This window comes from Streptomyces sp. NPDC019224 (genome assembly GCF_040632605.1).
Classification (GTDB): domain Bacteria; phylum Actinomycetota; class Actinomycetes; order Streptomycetales; family Streptomycetaceae; genus Streptomyces.
In genome coordinates, this window is sequence record NZ_JBEYCF010000023.1 from 14934 (window position 1) to 32944 (window position 18011).

18 protein-coding genes and 1 pseudogene are annotated in these 18011 nt (G+C 71.6%); 13 read left to right on the forward strand and 6 right to left on the reverse strand.

The genetic code is table 11. The features are described 5' to 3' along the window. The first annotated feature begins 39 nt into the window (after positions 1-39). Positions 40-423, forward strand: coding sequence for a DNA-processing protein DprA (locus ABZ564_RS16850; RefSeq protein WP_360856309.1), 384 nt, complete (start codon positions 40-42; stop codon positions 421-423). A 142-nt stretch (positions 424-565) separates the two neighbouring features. Here the strand turns inward: ABZ564_RS16850 and ABZ564_RS16855 are convergent, their stop codons facing one another. The 3 genes from ABZ564_RS16855 to ABZ564_RS16865 form a co-directional block, all read right to left on the reverse strand. Further along, a complete protein-coding gene (locus ABZ564_RS16855) occupies positions 566-1138 on the reverse strand; it encodes a dihydrofolate reductase family protein (RefSeq protein ID WP_360856311.1) in 573 nt (190 codons plus the stop codon). Between the two features lie 18 nt (positions 1139-1156). Continuing rightward, a complete protein-coding gene (locus tag ABZ564_RS16860) occupies positions 1157-1765 on the reverse strand; it encodes a dihydrofolate reductase family protein (RefSeq protein ID WP_360856313.1) in 609 nt (202 codons plus the stop codon). 69 nt (positions 1766-1834) lie between these two features. Next, positions 1835-2620: a polysaccharide deacetylase family protein gene (locus ABZ564_RS16865; protein WP_360856316.1), complete on the reverse strand. Its 786-nt coding sequence runs from the start codon at positions 2618-2620 to the stop codon at positions 1835-1837. A 253-nt stretch (positions 2621-2873) separates the two neighbouring features. Between ABZ564_RS16865 and ABZ564_RS16870 the strand changes: the two genes are divergently transcribed. The 4 genes and pseudogenes from ABZ564_RS16870 to ABZ564_RS16885 all read left to right on the forward strand — a co-directional run bounded on the left by ABZ564_RS16870 (position 2874) and on the right by ABZ564_RS16885 (position 4567). After that, positions 2874-3257 (forward strand): type II toxin-antitoxin system RelE/ParE family toxin, encoded by a 384-nt coding sequence (locus ABZ564_RS16870; protein ID WP_360856319.1) that lies wholly within the window; start codon positions 2874-2876, stop codon positions 3255-3257. Beyond that, positions 3254-3592, forward strand: coding sequence for a helix-turn-helix transcriptional regulator (locus ABZ564_RS16875; protein ID WP_360856322.1), 339 nt, complete (start codon positions 3254-3256; stop codon positions 3590-3592). Before ABZ564_RS16870 ends, ABZ564_RS16875 begins: the two co-directional genes overlap by 4 nt. 34 nt (positions 3593-3626) lie before the next feature. Then, positions 3627-3842 (forward strand): annotated as a pseudogene (locus ABZ564_RS16880) (helix-turn-helix transcriptional regulator); the annotation flags it as partial. Between the two features lie 140 nt (positions 3843-3982). Further along, positions 3983-4567, forward strand: a complete 585-nt coding sequence (locus tag ABZ564_RS16885; RefSeq protein WP_360856325.1) for a DinB family protein — start codon at positions 3983-3985, stop codon at positions 4565-4567. 3 nt (positions 4568-4570) lie between these two features. Here ABZ564_RS16885 and ABZ564_RS16890 read toward each other — a convergent pair whose 3' ends face one another. After that, positions 4571-4702, reverse strand: a complete 132-nt coding sequence (locus ABZ564_RS16890) for a hypothetical protein (protein WP_360856328.1) — start codon at positions 4700-4702, stop codon at positions 4571-4573. A 121-nt stretch (positions 4703-4823) separates the two neighbouring features. Between ABZ564_RS16890 and ABZ564_RS16895 the strand changes: the two genes are divergently transcribed. Next, positions 4824-5261 carry a hypothetical protein gene (locus ABZ564_RS16895; RefSeq protein ID WP_360856331.1) on the forward strand — a complete coding sequence of 146 codons (438 nt, stop codon included), beginning with the start codon at positions 4824-4826 and terminating at the stop codon, positions 5259-5261. A 52-nt stretch (positions 5262-5313) separates the two neighbouring features. Further along, complete coding sequence (locus ABZ564_RS16900) at positions 5314-7005, forward strand: tetratricopeptide repeat protein (protein WP_360856334.1); 1692 nt, start codon at positions 5314-5316, stop codon at positions 7003-7005. A gap of 9 nt (positions 7006-7014) precedes the next feature. Here ABZ564_RS16900 and ABZ564_RS16905 read toward each other — a convergent pair whose 3' ends face one another. Next, the gene (locus tag ABZ564_RS16905) at positions 7015-10299 is read right to left on the reverse strand and encodes a S41 family peptidase (protein WP_360856337.1); all 3285 of its coding nucleotides are present in this window, start codon (positions 10297-10299) and stop codon (positions 7015-7017) included. A gap of 190 nt (positions 10300-10489) precedes the next feature. On the opposite strand from ABZ564_RS16905, the gene ABZ564_RS16910 reads away from it, so the two are divergent. Together ABZ564_RS16910 and ABZ564_RS16915 are read left to right on the forward strand one after the other, a co-directional pair. After that, positions 10490-11062, forward strand: coding sequence for a TetR/AcrR family transcriptional regulator (locus ABZ564_RS16910; protein WP_360856340.1), 573 nt, complete (start codon positions 10490-10492; stop codon positions 11060-11062). A 129-nt stretch (positions 11063-11191) separates the two neighbouring features. Next, positions 11192-13420, forward strand: a complete 2229-nt coding sequence (locus tag ABZ564_RS16915) for an MMPL family transporter (RefSeq protein WP_360856343.1) — start codon at positions 11192-11194, stop codon at positions 13418-13420. 162 nt (positions 13421-13582) lie between these two features. On the opposite strand, the gene ABZ564_RS16920 is transcribed toward ABZ564_RS16915, so the two are convergent. After that, positions 13583-13942, reverse strand: coding sequence for an SsgA family sporulation/cell division regulator (locus ABZ564_RS16920; protein ID WP_360856346.1), 360 nt, complete (start codon positions 13940-13942; stop codon positions 13583-13585). Positions 13943-14139: 197 nt separating this feature from the next. On the opposite strand from ABZ564_RS16920, the gene ABZ564_RS16925 reads away from it, so the two are divergent. The 4 genes from ABZ564_RS16925 (at position 14140) to ABZ564_RS16940 (ending at position 18000) form a co-directional block, all read left to right on the forward strand. After that, on the forward strand, positions 14140-15240 hold the full coding sequence (locus tag ABZ564_RS16925; RefSeq protein ID WP_360856349.1) for an energy-coupling factor ABC transporter permease: 1101 nt from the start codon (positions 14140-14142) through the stop codon (positions 15238-15240). A 1-nt stretch (position 15241) separates the two neighbouring features. Further along, on the forward strand, positions 15242-16003 hold the full coding sequence (gene cbiQ / locus ABZ564_RS16930; RefSeq protein WP_360856352.1) for a cobalt ECF transporter T component CbiQ: 762 nt from the start codon (positions 15242-15244) through the stop codon (positions 16001-16003). Then, positions 16000-16773, forward strand: a complete 774-nt coding sequence (locus ABZ564_RS16935) for an ABC transporter ATP-binding protein (protein WP_360856355.1) — start codon at positions 16000-16002, stop codon at positions 16771-16773. The genes cbiQ and ABZ564_RS16935 overlap by 4 nt, the downstream gene beginning before the upstream one ends. Positions 16774-16839: 66 nt before the next feature. Next, the gene (locus ABZ564_RS16940; protein WP_360856527.1) at positions 16840-18000 is read left to right on the forward strand and encodes a serine hydrolase domain-containing protein; all 1161 of its coding nucleotides are present in this window, start codon (positions 16840-16842) and stop codon (positions 17998-18000) included. Positions 18001-18011 lie beyond the last annotated feature (11 nt).

The window sequence follows — 18011 nt, forward strand, 5'->3', positions numbered from 1 at the left end:
CCACCGGTGGGGCGGCGCGCGCTGCACGGATTCAGACCGATGCCAGAGCGGGGTGTAGGACAGCTCGGCCCGCTCGGACCAGGAGCGTTCGCCGCGTCGCAGCAACGCGAGTGGGCAGCGCTCGCGCGGTCCTGGAAGACGCTCTCGACGCCTCCGGACAGGGGCCCTCTTCTGGAGGCGGTCGCCGCTGAGGTCTCCGCGTGGGAGCGCGAGGGGATGCGGCTGGTCACAGTCCTCGACGACGACTACCCGCTGTACCTGCGGCTGGTTCACCAGCGTCCGCCCTTCCTCCTCCTTCGGGGGGCTGCCGCCGAGGACGACCTGCGGGTCGCTGTTGTCGGCACCCGCCAGCCGACCCCTGAGGAGGCGGCCACGCCCGTGCCATCGCCGGCGGACTCGCCGAGCGTGGCGTCAAGGTCGTGATCGTGAGCGGCGTTGCGTGACCGGGCTCACTCCTGAGGAGCGTGGCCCATTTCCGTTGCAGAACTGAGCACCGGCCGAAGAATGGTTCGCGGGGTGGACCGCGTCATCATGCCGCGTGGGGTGCCTGCGCTCCGGAAGGCGCTCAGCGGACCACGTCGAAGACGTTTTTCTGGATGCCGTTCGGGAACGCCTCGTGCTCGACCAGCTTCAGGTGCTGCGTGTCCTTGTCCGAGCCGCTGAACAGGCGCTTGCCGGCGCCGAGGAGGAGCGGGAAGACGAGGAGGTGGTAGCGGTCGATGAGGTCCGCGTCGGAGAGGGACCGGTTGAGGGCCGCGCTGCCGTGGACGATGATCGGGGCGCCGTCGGTCTGCTTGAGGGCGGCGACGTCGTCCAGGGAGCGCAGGATGTGGGTCTCGCCCCAGTCGGCCACGAGGGCGTCCTCGGTGAGCGTGGTGGAGACGACGTACTTGGGCATGGCCCTGTAGCCGGCGAACTCCGCCATGCCGGGCCACACGGGGCTGAACGCCTCGTAGCTGGCGCGCCCCATCATGAGCGCCCCGGCCTCCTCCTGTTCCCGGCCCTTGATCTCGTACGCCTCGGGGAGGAACTCGACGTCCTTGAAGGTCCAGCCGGAGTTCCGGTAGCCCGGTTCGCCGCCGGGGGCCTCGACGACGCCGTCGAGGGAGACGAAGGCGGTGGTGATGAGCGTGCGCATGGGTGACGTCCTCGGGGGCTACTGATAGCTGTCGTACGTCGGCTTGCCCGTGGTGCGGTAGACCGCCAGGACCGTGCCGCCCTTGGACGCCGTGACGCCGACCGGTTCCAGGGCGGTGGGGATCGTACCGTCGGCGAAGAGGCGCTTGCCGGAGCCGAGGATCACCGGGTGGATGGTGAGGCGGTACTCGTCGACCAGGTTCTCGCGCATCAGGGTCTGGGCGAGGTCGCCGCTGCCGACGACGTTGATGTTGCGGCCCTCGGTCACCTTGAGGCGGCGTACGGCTTCGGCGGTGTCGCCGGTCAGGAGCTCGGAGTTCTGCCAGTCGAGCGAGGTCAGGGTGCGGGAGGCCACGTACTTCCGCATGGAGTTCATCCGCTCGGTGAACGGGTTGTCCGGGTCGGCGGTCGGCCAGTACGAGGCGAAGATGTCGTACGTCTTGCGGCCGAGGAGCATCGCGTCGGTGTCCTCGTACCAGTCGGCGATGGCCTCGCCGACCCCCTCGTCGAACGTGGGCTTCTGCCAGCCGCCGTGCGTGAAGCCGCTCTCGGGGTCCTCGTCGGGGCCGCCGGGAGCCTGCATGACGCCGTCCAGGGTCAGGAACGTGGAAACGATGATCTTGCGCATGGTGCGCTCCTTTCCGTCAAGAGGTAGACGCCGGGAGCACCGGAAACTCATCGGCCTCCCCCTCCGGACTCACCGCACGGGGAAGCCGTACGCGTACCCCTGCTCCCTCAGCCAGGGCAGGACCTGGCCCAGCGCGGCCAGGGTCTGGGAGCGGTCGCCGCCCGCGTCGTGGAAGAGGACGGTCGGGCCGTTGGACATCTCGCTCTTGACGGTGGCGACGATGGCGTCCGCGCCGGGGTGCTCGAAGTCCTTGGTGTCGACGTTCCAGCCCAGCGGCCGCATCCCGTGCGAGGCGGCGAGCTGTCGGCTGTACGGGGTGAACGCGCCGCCGGGGGCGCGGTAGTACTGCGGGCGGACGCCGCCCGACGCCTTGGTGATCATCCGCTCGGCGTCGAGGATCTCCTTGGCCTGGTAGGCCTCGGACTTCTTGTCCATGGTGACGTCGTGCGAGACGGTGTGGTTGCACAGGCGGTGCCCGGCCGCCACGACGTCCTTGACCAGGTCGGGGTAGGCCTGGGCCTGCGTGCCCACCATGCAGAACGTGGCCTTGACCCCGTTCTCCTTCAGGAGCTGGAGCACCTGGGGCGTCCAGGTGGGGTCAGGGCCGTCGTCGATGGTGATGTTGACGCCCTTGGGGCCCTTGTCCGACGCGTGGGCGATGTCCTTCGCGACGGCTTCGGTCACGGACCGGTCATGGTGCGCGGCGGACGGCGACGAGACGGCGGCCGCCGGCCGCTGCCCGTCAGTGGTGCCGGCCTGCGCGGTCCATACGGAGGTGGCCGCGGCCAGCGCCGTCACCCCGAGAGCCGCCGCGAGAAGCCGGCTGTGCCACGTTCTCTCCCTGTGCTTCGCCATGTCCGCCCCGCCCCTTTGATTCGCCTGATTCGCCGCCGCTGCCGGTGCCGTGTCGGCCCTGCCCCCACCAGGACAGGTGAAAGGGGCTCGGAGGCTGCCTCTGTTACCGATCGCGGACAAATCTGCTGGAGGCCGGCGACAAACGGGGCGGGAGGGCGGAACCGGCGGGCGAGCAGGGGGCGTGGTGTCCGGGACGCGCATCGGGTGAAGCAGGAATCCGCGTTCGCCGTTCCTCCCGCATAGCATGGGTGTTATGAACGACGGGCGGTACTCGATCGAAATCGAACCGGAGGTGCGGCTGTGGCTGGAGAACATTCCCGCGCAGCACTACAAACAGGCCGAACGAGTCGCCGACCTGCTGGCCGAACAGCCCACCACGCTGGACGAACCGCACTCTCGCCATCTGGGGGGCAAGCTGCGTGAGCTGCGCTTCCGCCTGGGCGATGTCCACCAGCGCATCACCTACTGGCTGGCACCCGGCCGGCGCGTTGTGCTGCTGACTGTGTTCCGCAAGACCAAGACGCGCGAGCAAGCAGAAGTACAACGTGCCCACGCCGCTCAACGGCTTTGCGAAGCAGAGCACAAGGCAGTCGGCGAACACGACCGTTACAGCCGCGACTTCAGGGAGAACCGATGAACCACAGTGAATGGAGGACCCGCCGTCACCGCCGGATGAGCGGCGAACGCCTCGACGCCGACCCCGAGTACGACCGCGTCTACGAGGAGGCCGGCCTTGCCATGACTCTAGGCAAGGCCGTCTATGACCGGCGCAAGCAGCTCGGCCTGAGCGAGGCCGAGCTGGCCGAACGCATGCACACCACCACCGACGAGATCGAAGGCATCGAGACTGCGACCGAACTGCCCCCCATCGCCGTCATCATGCGCTTGGCCAGGGCCCTGGACCTCACGGTCGACATGCATCTTGCCCCTGGGGACGAGCCCACAGTTACGATCGTCACCCCGGCCGCCTGACCCGGGAGGAACCATGCATGAAGCCTCCACGGCGCTCGCCCGCGAGCTGGGGCGACTTGTCCGCGACCGGCGAATCGAACTCGGACTGTCCCAGGCCGAGGTGGCTGAGCGATGCGGGATGAAACAGCCGCAGATCTCACGCTTCGAAGCCGGCGGCACGATACCCACCCTTCCACTGCTGGGCCGACTGGCCGACGCCCTGGGCGTCGACCTCACCATCAGCCTCACATCGCGCGACAAGGCTGCTTGACGCGAAGCCGGGAGACCGGCGGTAAGCGGGGGCGCGCGGGAGCCGGGGGCCGGCACGGCAGCACGCGGGTACGGCAGTTCCGAACGTTCATGCCGCTCACCCGTCCCCATCCCGCGCCCGGGCTGGCAGAGTCGTCCCGCATGACCGACGATTACGCGAAAGAGCGCCTCCACAACAACCTTCGGACCGTGCGCGAGGCGGTTCTCCGGAAGCTCGACGGGCTCAGTGAGTACGACATCCGGCGGCCCCTGACCTGGACCGGGACCAACCTGCTGGGCCTGGTCAAGCACCTGTCGTTCTGGGACGCTCGCTACTTCGGGGAGGTCTTCGGGCGGCCGTTCCCCGAGCCGCTTCCCCGCTGGCAGGACAACGAACCCGGCGGCCCGGAGATGTGGGCCGCCGAGGACGAGACGCGGGAGGAGATCACCGGCCGGTACCGCCGGGTGTGGGCGCACTCGGACGCGACGATCGCGGCGCTCGCCCTCGACGCGCCGGGCCGGGTCGACTGGTGGCGGCGGCCCGAGGTGACGCTGTTCGACATCCTGGTCCACATGCACGGCGAGACCGCCCGGCACGCCGGCCACGCCGACATCCTCCGCGAACAGCTCGACCACGCCACGGGGACGACGGGCGCGCCCGCCGCCCCGCAGGAGGACGCGGCGTTCTGGGAGGCGCACCGGGCGAGGGTGGAACGGGCGGCGAGGGCCGCCGCCGAAGGCGCGTAGAGGTCACTCGTTCCGTTTGCGGAGCGCCTTCAACTCCCGCCCGAACGCCATGGAGTACTTGAGCGCCTTGTCGGCGACGGGGCTGGTGAAGTGGTCGAGCCGTGCGTTCGTCGTGTGCTCGTCGGGTGCCTTCACCCCCGGGACGAGACAGCGGGCGCGGTGGTGACATGGGGTGGGCGGGTCGCGTGCGCGGGCTATGGGGTGGGAACGGCTGTCCGGTGGCAGGATGGCCGCTCGGCCCACCGAAGGAGTCCGCATGACCCGGCATCTCCCAGTCGTCGCCGTCACCACGGCCGTTCTCCTCGCGGCGGGGTGCGACAGCGGCCCGGACCACGCACCGCCACAGCGAACGAGCGCGGTTCCCCGGTCCTCTCCCGGCGCGGGCGGACTCGAACTGCCCGCGCACGCCCACCTGCTCGTACCGGAGACCGCCGGGGACTCGGACCTCGCGCTGAGGCGCTTCACGCCGGAACAGGGCACGTACACCATCTACGCCCGCTGCACGGGCAAGGGGAGCGTGACCATCGTCGACGAGGACCGGCCCGAGGAGGAGCCGAACCGGGTGGCCTGCAACGGGGTGGTCACCGTGGGCCGGGTTTACAGCGAGGTGGAGGCGCAGTCCCTCCGTATGCGGGTGCGCGGCGGAGCGGCCACGTGGAGGGTCGCCGTCGTGAACGGCGAGCGGGACATGTGAAGCAACAGGCCCCAGGCTGAACGCACATGGCCCCACCTGGCACCATGCGTCCATGACCCAGGACATACAGACCCGGGGCGAGGCGCTGGTCGCCGCCGCTCTGGCCAAGGATGCCAAGGCCGCCCACCGGCACACGGACTTCTTCGTGTTCGGGAGACACATCGACGAGGGCATCCCCTACTGGGAGCGGGCCGTCGAGGCCGAGGACATCTGGTCGCACTACACCCTGGCCCGGTACCGGAAGATCCGCGGCGACCGGCAGGCGGCGGACGCGCTCTACCGGGCGTGGGCCGAGTTCCACGGCGGGTGCGCGTACGGGCTCGGGGTGCTGTTGCGGGAGGACGGGAACACCGGGGAAGCCGCCGAGTGGTTCCGGCAGGGGTGGGAGAACGGGCGGCACCTCGACTGCAAGATCGAGCTGGGCAAGCTCATGGCCGCCGAGGGGCGGTGCGCGGAGGCGTCCGCGTTCCTCATGGACAAGACCGAGCTCGGCGACATCGCGGTCTTCCGGTGGTCCCAGCTCTTCGACTCGTTCGAGGAGGTCTTCGACCGGGTCGCCGCGGACCTGGACATCGCCGAGGCCGACGAGGACGGCGAGGCCGCCACGAAGGCGGTGCGCGGCCTCTTCGAGCTGGACAAGCACTTCGCGGACTACCCGGGGCTCGCCCCCCGCGCCGATGAGCTCTACCGCCGGGGCTCGGTGCTCAGCCCCGAGGCGGGGATGTACTACGCCATGTTCCTCACCGAGACCGGCGAGGACGGCTGGCCCGAGGCCGTCGAGCTGCTGCTCCGGGCGCGCGAGGCGGGGGTCCCGCAGGCCGCCGCGCTGCTCGGCAACAAGTGCGAGCAGCGCGGTGAGATGGCGGAGGCCGAGCGCGCCCACCTGCTCGCCGTCGAGGCGGGCGAGGAAGCGCCCAAGTGGAACCTCGGGATGCTGTGCCTGCGGCTCGGCCGGTACGACGAGGCCGAGCGCTGGTTCCGGGAGTTCGGCGACGACGACGCGGACGCCGTGCAGCAGCTCGCCCGCATCGCCGTGCTCCGCGAGGGCGGGCCCCGCGCCGCCGACGAGCCCGACTACCGGCAGCTGCCCGTACTGCGCGAGCGGGCCGAGGCCGGGGACGTACGGGCCGGTTACGAGTACGCCGCGATGCTCAACGACTGGGGCGGCAAGAACGCCCGCTACCTGATCCCCTGGATGGAGCCCGCCGCCCGCGCCGGGGACCCGGACGCGGCGTACGACGTGGCGCAGTTGTGCGCGAAGCTGCGCCGCTTCACCGACCGCGACAGGTGGCACCGCCTGGCCGCCGAGGCCGGCGACCGCCACTCCTGCCACCACATGGGCTGGCTCTCCGACCAGCATTACGACTACCAGGAGTCCGAGCGCTGGTACGTCCGGGCGGCCGGGCTCGGGTCCCGCCTCGACTCGATGATCGCGGGCAAGCTGATGGTCCAGCGCGGGGCGTACGCCGAGGCCGAACCGTACCTCCGCAGGGCCTGGGAGGAGGGCGACGAGAACGACAGGTTCCGTACGGAGACGGCCGGTTACTACGGAGTCGCCCTGCGCCACCTGGGCCGCCTCGACGAGGCCGTGGACCTCCTCGAGCTCGCCGCCGACCGCTGGAAGGAGGACGTGCTTCCCCTCTACGACCGGGACGACCTGGACCTCCAAGCCCGGATGATCCGGCCGGAGAAGGAGCTGGAGGCGCTGGACGAGCAGCTGGAGGAGGACGACGAGGAGGAGTGATCCCGCCGCCTACCTGGGCGGCAGCGGCGGCCTCCTCCGGTCCGGGGCCGTGTCGTACGTCGGCGGGGTCGCCGGAGGATGCGCGGCGAGGAGGTCCAGGGCCGTGCGGACCGCGTCGTCCAGCACCGCGTGGCGGCCCTCCGCCCAGTCCAGGGGGGTGCGCAGCGCCTCCAGGTCCGGTTCGACGCCGTGGTTCTCGACGGACCAGCCGTACGTGTCGAACCAGGCCGCGTTCATCGGGACGGTGATCACCGTGCCGTCGCCCAGGCGGTGGCGGCCGGTCATGCCGACGACGCCGCCCCAGGTGCGCTGGCCGACGACGGGGCCCAGCTTCAGCAGGCGGAACGCGGCGGTGATCATGTCGCCGTCGGAGGAGGTCGCCTCGTCGGCCAGGGCGACGACCGGGCCCCGGGGGGCATTGGAGGCGTAGGAGACGGGCTGGGCGTTGCGGGTCAGGTCCCAGCCCAGGATCGTGCGGGTGAGCTTCTCCACCACCAGCTCGCTGATGTGGCCGCCGGCGTTGCCGCGTACGTCCACGATCAGCGCGGGGCGCGAGACCTCCATGCGCAGGTCGCGGTTGAACTGGGCCCAGCCGGAGCCGCCCATGTCGGGGATGTGGAGGTAGCCGCACCGGCCGCCGCTCAGTTCCCGGACCACCTGGCGGCGCTTGGCGACCCAGTCCTGGTAGCGCAGGGGGCGTTCGTCGATGAGGGGGACGATCGCGACGCGGCGCGGGCGGCCGTCGCCCTTCGCCGGGCGGAAGGTCAGCTCGACCGTGGTGCCGCCCGCCGCCGCGAGCAGCGGGTAGGGCCCGGCGACCGGGTCGACCGCGCGGCCGTCGACATGGGTCAGGACCGCTCCCTCGCGGATGCCCGTACCGGCCAGCGGGGAACGCGCCTTGGAGTCCGACGAGTCGCCGGGTAGGACGCGCAGCAGGGTCCATTCCCCGTCCCGGCACGCGAAGTTGGCGCCCAGCAGGCCGATCGCGCGCTGGTAGTGCGGCGGGCCCTCGTTGCGGCGCGCGGGCGACACGTACGCATGGGAGGTGCCCAGCTCGCCCAGCACCTCGCGCAGCAGGTCGGCGAACTCGTCCGGGGTGGCGACGCGTTCGACCAGGGGCCGGTACTGGTCCAGGACCGCCGGCCAGTCGATGCCGCACATGTCCGGCTCCCAGAAGTAGGAGCGGATGATCCGGCCCGCCTCCTCGTACGCGCCCCGCCACTCCGCCGGCGGGTCCACCTCGTGCAGGATGCGGCGCAGGTCCAGGTAGACCGTGGAGTCGTTGTCGCCGATCTCCGTCGCGGGGACCGCGCGCAGCTCGCCGTCGTCCATCACGACGAGGCGGGAGGCGTCGCCGCTGACCGCGAACCAGTCGAGATGGCCGACGAGTTCGGTCTTCTTCGCCTTGGCGATGCTGAAGTGCTCCAGGGTCGGGCGGCCCGACATGTCCGCCGGGTTGGCGAACGTCTCGCCGAGCGCCCCGGAGATCGGCCAGCGCAGCCACACCAGCCCACCGCCGCTCACGGGCGTCAGCGCGGAGTACTTGGACGCGGAGACCGGGAACGGCGTGACCCGGCTCTCCAGGCCCTCGAACTCGACGGTGACCGTCGACCCCTCCGTCATTCCCGCCTCGGCCGGGTCGACCGGGTCCAGGCCGCCCGCCGCGGGCCGGCCGTCGGGCAGCAGGGCGAAGGGGGACGGGGTCGCCGAGGAGAGCGGGACCAGGTAGGGGCGGCAGCCGAGCGGGAAGGACAGGTCGCCGGTGTGGACGTCGTACACCGGGTCGAAGCCGCGCCAGGACAGGAACGCCAGATAGCGGCCGTCGCCCGTGAAGACGGGGTTCTCGTCCTCGAAGCGGCCGTTGGTGACGTCCACGATCGCCGGCTCGCCCGGGCCCGAGATCCGGGCCAGCTTGATCTTGCGCAGCGAGCGGCCGATGCCCGGGTGCGACCAGGTCAGCCAGGCGCCGTCGGGGGAGAACGCGAGGTCGCGGACGGGTCCGTTGACGGACCGGATCAGCTCGGCCGGCTCACCGGTGGACGTCTCCTCGTCGGTGTCCAGGAGCAGCAGGCGGCCGTCGTGCGAGGCGATGGCGAGGCGTTCGCCGTCCGGGTCGGCGACCAGCTCCTGGACCCGGCCGATCAGGCCCGAGGCCAGCCGGCGGGTCGGGCGGTCGCCGCTGGCGCGCGGCAGCTGGGCGATCTCGATCGCGTCCTCGCCCTCCGCGTCGGTGACGTACGCGACCTGGCCCCCGCTGCCCAGCATCTCCGGCAGCCGCACCCGTACGCCCGGGGTGTCGGAGATGGTGCGGGCGGGCCCGTCGCGGTGCGTGAGCCAGTACAGGCTGCCGCGTACCGACACGGCGCTGGCCCGGCCGGTCTCGTCCACGGACAGCGCGTCCACGTTGCTCGACGCCGGCACCTGGTACGTGCGCCGTCCGGCGCGCGGGCCGCCGAGCCGGACCTCCAGTCTGCGGGGCACGGCGTCGGGCGTCTCCAGGTCGTCCACGAGCCACAGCTCGCCCGCGCACTGGTAGACCACCCGGCGCCCGTCGCTCGCCGCGTGCCGGGCGTAGAACGCGTCGTGGTCGGTGTGCCGCCGCAGGTCCGTGCCGTCGGGCCGGCAGGAGTAGAGGTTGGCGACGCCCTCGTGGTCGGAGAGGAACGCGATCCGGCCGCCGACGAACATCGGGGTGTCGAGGTGCCCGCCGATGTCCGGGAGCAGCCGCTCGCCGTGCAGCCACAGCCGGCCCGTGGCCCCGCCCCGGTAGCGCTTCCAGGCGGCCGGTTCGTGCGGCGGGGTGCCGGTGAGCAGCAGGGTGCGGCGCTCGCCGTCGATGTCGGCGACCGCGATGTCGGAGACCGGGCCCCAGGGCAGCTTGCCGCCGGGGCCGCCGTCGGTGGGGACGCTGTAGGCCCAGGAGAAGTAGGAGAACGGCTGGTTGTGCGAGGAGACGGCGAGGATCTGCGAGGACTCGCCGGGGTCGGGCGACCAGCCGCAGACCCGGGTGTCGGTGGAGCCCCAGTAGGTGAGCCTGCGGGACGGTCCGCCGGCGACCGGGACGAGGTGGATCTCGGGGTCGAGGCTCCGCCAGGACGTGTACGCGATCCGGGTCCCGTCGGGCGAGAACCGCGGATGGCCGACTCTGGTGCGGTCGACGGTCACCCGCCAGGCCCGTCCGGGCTGCTCGCCGGCGGCGGCGAGGGGGGCGACCCAGAGATCGTCCTCCGCCGCGAAGCAGAGCAGATCCTCGTGGAGGTGCGGGAACCGGAGATACGAGACGTCGTCACTCACCCCCCAATGCTTTCCGCGTGGAGGGGGCCCGGCAACTCAGAGGGACCACCTTTGTGGTGCGCGACACAAGCGAAACCGTTTCGTTTCGCTGGGTGGCCGGGATAACGTGCTGGTGTACGAAACTGTTTCGTTCGATGATTCGGTGAACTCGTCGCACGGAACGGCCCCGAGGGGAACAGGAGGTCGAACCATGGCACGCACACGGCTCACGCCCGAGCGTGAGAGCGAGCTGTACGCCGCCGTGCTCGACCTGCTCCGCGAGGTCGGCTACGACGCCCTCACGATGGACGCCGTCGCCGCGCGTACGCATTCCAGCAAGGCCACCCTCTACCGCCAGTGGGGGAGCAAGCCGGCGCTCGTCGTCACGGCCCTCCGGCACAACAAACCCGGCACCCTCGGCGACGTCGACACCGGCTCCCTGCGCGGTGACTTCCACGCCGTGCTCAGCCGTAGTGACGACTGTCAGATGGAGAAGGACGCCGCGCTGATGCGGGGTCTGAGCCATGCCGTCCACACCAACCCCGACCTCCTCCAGGCCCTGCGCGAACTGCTCGTCGAACCGGAGATGACCGGTTTCGACGCGCTGCTGCGACGAGCCGTGGACCGGGGGGAGGTGAGCCCGGACAGTCCGGCGCTCAGATACGTACCGCACATGCTGATCGGCGCCTTCGCCACTCGGCAGCTGGTCGAGGACCGCCCCGTCGACCAGGCATTCCTTCTCGACTACGTCGACTCCGTGATCCTCCCCGCTCTCGGAGTCTGACGGTCCGGCCCGTCCCCGTGCCCTTCCCGTACGACCACTCCCCAAGCCCCACCTGACACGCCGCTCTCGTCGTCGGGCTGGTTCCTCACGCCCTTTTCCACTCAACGACCTGACCGGGAGTACGCCCCCGTGGCCACATTCCTCTACAAGCTCGGACGGCTCGCCTTCCGGCGCCGCCGCTATGTCGCCCTGATCTGGGTGGCACTGCTGGCGCTCGCCGGGTTCGGCGCGTCCTCCGCAGCCACCGCGACCTCCAGTTCCTTCTCCATCCCCGGCACGGAGGCCCAGAAGGCCTTCGACCTGCTGGAACAGCGCTTCCCGGCCGCCAGCGCCGACGGCGCCACCGCGCGCATCGTCTTCAAGGCCCCCGAGCACGAGAAGGTGACGGACCCGGCCAACAAGGCCGAGGTCGACAAGATCGTCGGCGAGCTGAAGGACGGCTCCGACCAGATCGCCTCCGTCGTCGACCCGTACGCCGGCAAGGCCGTCTCCGAGAACGGCTCGACCGCGTACATCTCGGTGACGTACAAGGTCAACTCGATGGAGCTGACCGACGCGACCCGCGACGCGCTGGAGGAGGCGGGCACCCACGCGCAGAAGAGCGGGATGACCGTCGAGATCGGCGGTGACGCCCTCCAGGTGATGCCGGAGACCGGCGCCACCGAGATCATCGGCGTCGCCATCGCGGCCGTCGTCCTGGTCATCACCTTCGGCTCGCTCATCGCGGCCGGGCTGCCGCTGCTCACCGCCCTGATCGGCGTCGGCATCGGTGTCTCCACGATCACCGCCCTGGCCAACGTGCTCGACCTGGGCAACACCACCTCCACGCTCGCGATGATGATCGGCCTCGCCGTCGGCATCGACTACGCGCTGTTCATCGTCTCCCGCTACCGCGCCGAACTGGCCGAGGGCCGGGAGCGCGAGGAGGCGGCGGGCCGGGCGGTCGGCACGGCCGGGTCCGCGGTCGTCTTCGCCGGGCTCACCGTGGTCATCGCCCTCGTCGGCCTGGCCGTCGTCAACATCCCGATGCTGTCCAAGATGGGCTTCGCCGCGGCCGGCACGGTCGCCATCGCGGTCCTCATCGCGCTCACCCTCGTCCCGGCCCTGCTGGGCTTCGCGGGCAAGCGCGTCCTGGGGCGCCGGGCGCGCAAGGCCGCCGAGGCGGAGAACCGGCCCGAGGCGAAGCCCAACATGGGCACCCGCTGGGCCCGGTTCGTGCTGCGCAAGCCGGTCTGGGTGCTGCTCGTCGGCGTCCTGGGCCTCGGCGCGATCGCCGTACCGGCCGCCTCGCTGGAGATGGGCCTGCCGGACGACGGCTCCCAGCCCACCAGCACCACCCAGCGCCGCGCCTACGACCTGCTCTCGGAGGGCTTCGGCCCCGGCTTCAACGGGCCGCTGCTGGTCGTCGTCGACACCGAGGACAGCTCCGACGGCAAGGCCGCGGCCAAGCGGGTCGGCGACGAGATCTCCGGGATCAAGGGCGTCGTGGCCGTCACCCCCGCCACCTTCAACAAGGCCGGCGACGCGGCGATGATCACCGTCGTCCCGAAGGACCGCCCCAGCTCCGTCGAGACGGAGAACGTGGTCCACGCGATCCGCGACGCGGGCGAGGACATCACGTCCGACACCGGCGCCGAGGTGCTGGTCACCGGCGCCACCGCGATGAACATCGACTTCTCGCAGAAGATGAACGACGCCCTGCTGCCCTACCTGGCGCTCGTGGTCGGCCTCGCCTTCCTGCTGCTGATGGTGGTCTTCCGGTCGGTCCTGGTGCCCCTGAAGGCGGCGCTCGGCTTCCTGCTCTCGGTCGTCGCGGCCCTGGGCGCGGTCGTCGCGGTCTTCCAGTGGGGCTGGCTCGGCTCGCTCTTCGGGGTGGAGCAGACCGGTCCGATCATGTCGATGATGCCGATCTTCATGGTGGGCGTGGTCTTCGGCCTCGCGATGGACTACGAGGTTTTCCTCGTCACACGGATGCGTGAGGCGTACGTCCACGGCGAGAAGCCCGGCCAGGCCGTCGTCACCGGCTTCAAGCACGGGGCGCGGGTCGTCTCGGCGGCGGCCGTGATCATGATCGCGGTGTTCTCCGGGTTCATCGGCTCCAGCGAGCAGATGATCAAGATGATCGGCTTCTCGCTCGCGATCGCCGTCTTCTTCGACGCGTTCGTCGTCCGCATGGCCATCGTGCCCGCCGTCCTCGCCCTGCTCGGCGAGCGCGCCTGGTGGCTGCCGCGCTGGCTGGACCGCGTGCTGCCCAACGTGGACGTCGAGGGCGAGGGCCTGCGCAAGGAGCTGGACGAGCCGTCGTCCGGCGACGCGGGGCCGGAGTCCGGCGGGGAGCGCGAGCTGATCCGCGTGTGAGTCCCGCGGCCCCGGGGAGCCGCTGAATCCCGGGGCCGCCGAACTCCGGAGCCGCGTCCGAGCGGAGCGCGGCCCCGGGAGCCCGGGTTACCTGTGGGGACGGGGGGCCGGGGCGACGAGAGCCCCCGTGCACGGGTGCACGGGGGCTCTCGGCATGCCTGCTCAGGTGCGGGCGGCGGCGGGGCGGGGCGCCTCGGCCTCGTGATGCGTACGCCGCAGGAAGCGGACCAGCGGGGCGCAGTCGAACTGCACCACGTCCACACCGCCCGCGTCGTGCCGCTCCACGACCACCTGGACCCGGCCGCACGGCCATATTCGCCAGCCGTCCTGCTCGACCGGGTAGCGAAGCCCCCGTTCCAGCAGCTCGCGCTCGACGGCCCACTCCGTGCCCCCGGGGTAGGCGACGCGGACGGTGGCGGGGGTCTCCGCGCTGTCGAACCGCAGTTCCACCGGGACGACGGGCAGGTCGCGGGCGTCGGTGACGAGCCGGGCTCGGGCATGGTCATGGATCACGGGGGGCATCGGCCGACTCTCCTCCTATGTGTATGTCTTTGTCATCCAATGTCCCATATTTTACGTAAAGAGCACTATGGGAGGGACCTCGCAGTTGAGGGGGAGGCGCTCTTGCGAACACTTCGCAACAAGGTCCTATCATTGAGAGGTTCACGACCCGCGCACCCGGCGCAGCACCCGAGAACGCAGGAAGCGGAGCCTCCCCCATGCATGTACCCGACGGATTCATCAACGCACCCGTCTCCGCCGTCGCGGGCGTCGTCGCCGCCGGTGCCGTGGCCGTCAGCCTGAAGGGGGCCAGGCGGGAACTGGGGGTCACCTCCCGTTCGAGCGGAGCCGAGAACGGGGGAGAGCGGACCGCGCCGCTGGCCGGGCTCGTCGCCGCCTTCATCTTCGCCGTGCAGATGCTGAACTTCCCCGTCGCGGCCGGCACCAGCGGCCACCTGCTCGGCGGGGCGCTGGCGGCGATACTCGTCGGGCCGTATACGGGCGTGCTCTGCATATCCGTCGTCCTGCTGATGCAGGGCATCCTCTTCGCCGACGGCGGCCTCACCGCGCTCGGCGTCAACATCCTCGACATGGGCGTCGTCACCACCGTCGTCGCGTACGCCCTCTTCCGCGGCCTGCTCGGCGTGCTGCCGCGCACCCGCCGCTCCGTGACCGCCGCCTCGTTCGTCGCCGCGCTGGTCTCCGTACCCGCCGCCGCCTGCGCCTTCACGCTGATGTACTGGATCGGCGGGACCACGGACATCCCGATCGGCAAGGTCTTCACCGCCATGACCGGCGTCCACGTCCTCATCGGCATCGGCGAGGCCCTGATCACCGCGCTCACCGTCGGCGCCGTCGTCGCCGTCCGCCCCGACCTGGTCCACGGCGCCAAGGGCCTCGCCGCCCCCCTCAAGCTCCGCGTCGACGGCGAACTGGTCGACGCCCCCGCCCCCGCCCGCAGGCCCGCCCCCGCCGCCCACCGCCCGACCCGCGGCCTCTGGATCACCGGCCTGGTCACCGCCCTCGTGCTGGCCGGATTCGTCTCCTTCTACGCCTCCGCCGACCCGGACGGCCTGGAGAAGGTCGCCGCCGACCAGGGCATCGACGAGAAGACCGAGGAGCACGCGACCGCGGACTCCCCGCTCGCCGACTACGGCGTCAAGGACGTCTCCGACGCCCGGCTCTCCGGCGGCCTCGCCGGTGTGATCGGCGTCGGCGCCACCCTCCTCGCCGGCAGCGGCGCCTTCTACGTGGTCTCCCGCCGCCGCCGTACGCAGGGCGACGCCGAGACCGCCACCCGCACCGAGGAGAAGGTCTGACATGGGTGCGGGCCACGCCCACAAGCTCTACCGGCACGGGCACTCACCGGTCCACGACCTGCCGCCGCACTGCAAGCTCGCCGCCGTCCTCTGCTTCGTCGTGGTCGTCGTCTCCACGCCGCGCGAGGCCGTGTGGGCCTTCGGGCTCTACGCCCTGCTCATCGCGGGCGTCACCGCAATCGCCCGCGTCCCGGCCGGCTTCCTGCTCAAGCGGCTGCTGATCGAGGTGCCGTTCGTCGCGTTCGCCCTGCTCATGCCGTTCGTCGTGCCCGGCGGACAGACCCACGTCCTGGGCCTCTCCGTCAGCGTCCCCGGCCTCTGGGGCGCCTGGAACGTCCTGGCCAAGGGCACCCTCGGCGTCGCCGCCTCCGTGCTCCTCGCCTCCACCACCGAACTGCGCTCCCTGCTGCTCGGCCTCCAGCGCCTGAAGCTGCCGCCGCTGCTCGTCCAGATCGCCTCCTTCATGATCCGGTACGGCGACGTCATCACCGACGAGATGCGCCGCATGTCCGTCGCCCGCCGCTCCCGCGGCTTCGAGGCGAGCGGGATACGGCACTGGGGTGTCCTCGCCAAGTCGGCCGGGGCCCTGTTCATCCGCTCCTACGAGCGCGGCGAACGCGTCCACCTCGCGATGGTCAGCCGGGGCTACACGGGCACCATGCCCGTCATCGACGAGGTGACCGCCTCCCGCACCCAGTGGGCGTACGCCGCCGCCCTCCCGCTGCTCGCCCTCGCCGTGTGTCTGGTGGGATGGACCCTATGAGCCCCGACCCCGACCCCGTACCGCCCTCCCTGGAGGTCAGCGGCCTCGCGTACGCGTACCCCGACGGCCACCAGGCGCTCTTCGGCGTCGACCTGACCGTCGGACGCGGCGAACGCGTCGCGCTGCTCGGCCCGAACGGCGCCGGAAAGACCACCCTGGTCCTCCACCTCAACGGCATCCTGGAGGCGGGCGCCGGCTCGGTGCGCGTCGCCGGACTGCCGGTGGACAAGCGCAACATGGCCGAGATCCGCCGCCGCGTCGGCATCGTCTTCCAGGACCCCGACGACCAGCTCTTCATGCCCACCGTCCGCGAGGACGTCGCCTTCGGGCCCGCCGCCGGCGGACTGCGCGGCGCCGAGCTGGAGGAGCGGGTCATGGAGGCGCTGAAACAGGTCGGCATGGAGGAGTACGCCGCCCGGCCGCCGCACCACCTCTCCTTCGGCCAGCGCCGCCGCGTCGCCGTCGCCACCGTCCTCGCCATGCGGCCGGAGATCCTCGTCCTGGACGAACCCTCCTCCAACCTGGACCCGGCCTCCCGGCGCGAACTCGCCGACATCCTGCGCTCGCTGGACGTCACCGTCCTGATGGTCACGCACGACCTGCCGTACGCACTCGAACTGTGCGGCCGCGCGGTGATCCTCAGCGACGGGGTCATCGCCGCCGACGACCGCACCCAGGACCTCCTGTGCGACGAGCCCCTGATGCGCGCCCACCGCCTGGAACTCCCCTTCGGCTTCGATCCGCGTTCCGTCACGGTGAATTCGAGGTGACCCGCCCACCCTCCCACCTGCGGCGCAATGCACCATGGGGGGATGAGCGGGAGTGCGGCAGCAGACGTGGATGTACGGGGCACGGCGGCGCCCGGATTCGAAGCGGTCCGGGACGCCTTCGTCCGTAACTTCGAACAGCGCGGGGAGCGGGGAGCGGCGGTCGCCGTCTACCGGCACGGGCGCAAGGTCGTCGACCTGTGGGCCGGCACCAGAGACGTCGACGGCAGCGAACCCTGGGCCGTCGACACCGTCCAGATCGTCCGCTCCGTCGGCAAGGGCATCGCCGCCGCCGTCCCGCTGCTGCTCCACCAGCGCGGCCAGATCGACCTGCACGCCCCGGTCTCCACGTACTGGCCGGAGTTCAAGGAGAACGGCAAGGAACGCGTCCTCGTCCGCCACCTCCTCGCCCACCGGGCCGGCGTCCCGGCCCTGGACCGGCCGCTGACCCCCGAGGAGGCCGCGGACGGGGTGAGCGGGGCGCGCGCCGTCGCCGCCCAGTCCCCGGCCTGGGAACCCGGCACCGCGCACGGCTACCACGCGCAGACCTACAGCTGGCTCATCGGCGAACTCGTCCGGCGCGTCACCGGGCGCACCGTCGGCCGCTGGGTCGCCGAGGAGATCGCCCGCCCGCTCGGCCTCGACTTCTGGTTCGGCCTCCCCGACGACGAGGCCCGCCGGATCGGCCGGGTCGGCCCCGTCGAGGCGCCGGCCACCGAGAACACCGGCGCGCTGCGGATCCGCCCCAAGCGGTCGGTCGTCGAGGCCTACCGCGACCCGGAGTCGCTGACCCGACGGGCGTTCGGCGCGATCGACCCGCTGCCCGACGAGAACGATCCCGGCTACCGCGCCGCCGAACTCCCCGCGTCCAACGGCACCGCCACCGCGCGCGGCCTCGCCCGCTGCTACGCCGCGATGATCGGCCCGGTCGACGGCCACCGGCTGTTCGCCCCGGCCACCCTCACCCTCGCCCGCACCGAGGAGTCGGCGGGCCCGGACCAGGTCCTCGTCGTCAACACCCGTTTCGGCCTCGGCTACATGCTCCACGGCCCCGCGAGCCCGCTGCTCGCGCCCGGCTCCTTCGGGCACCCGGGGCGGGGCGGCTCACTGGGCTTCGCGGACCCCGAGTCCGGGATCGCCTTCGGCTACGTCACCAACGGCCTCCAGAAGGGAGTCACCGCCGATCCCCGGGCCCAGGCCCTGGTGCGCGCGGTACGGTCGGCGCTATGACTCCTGCGCGC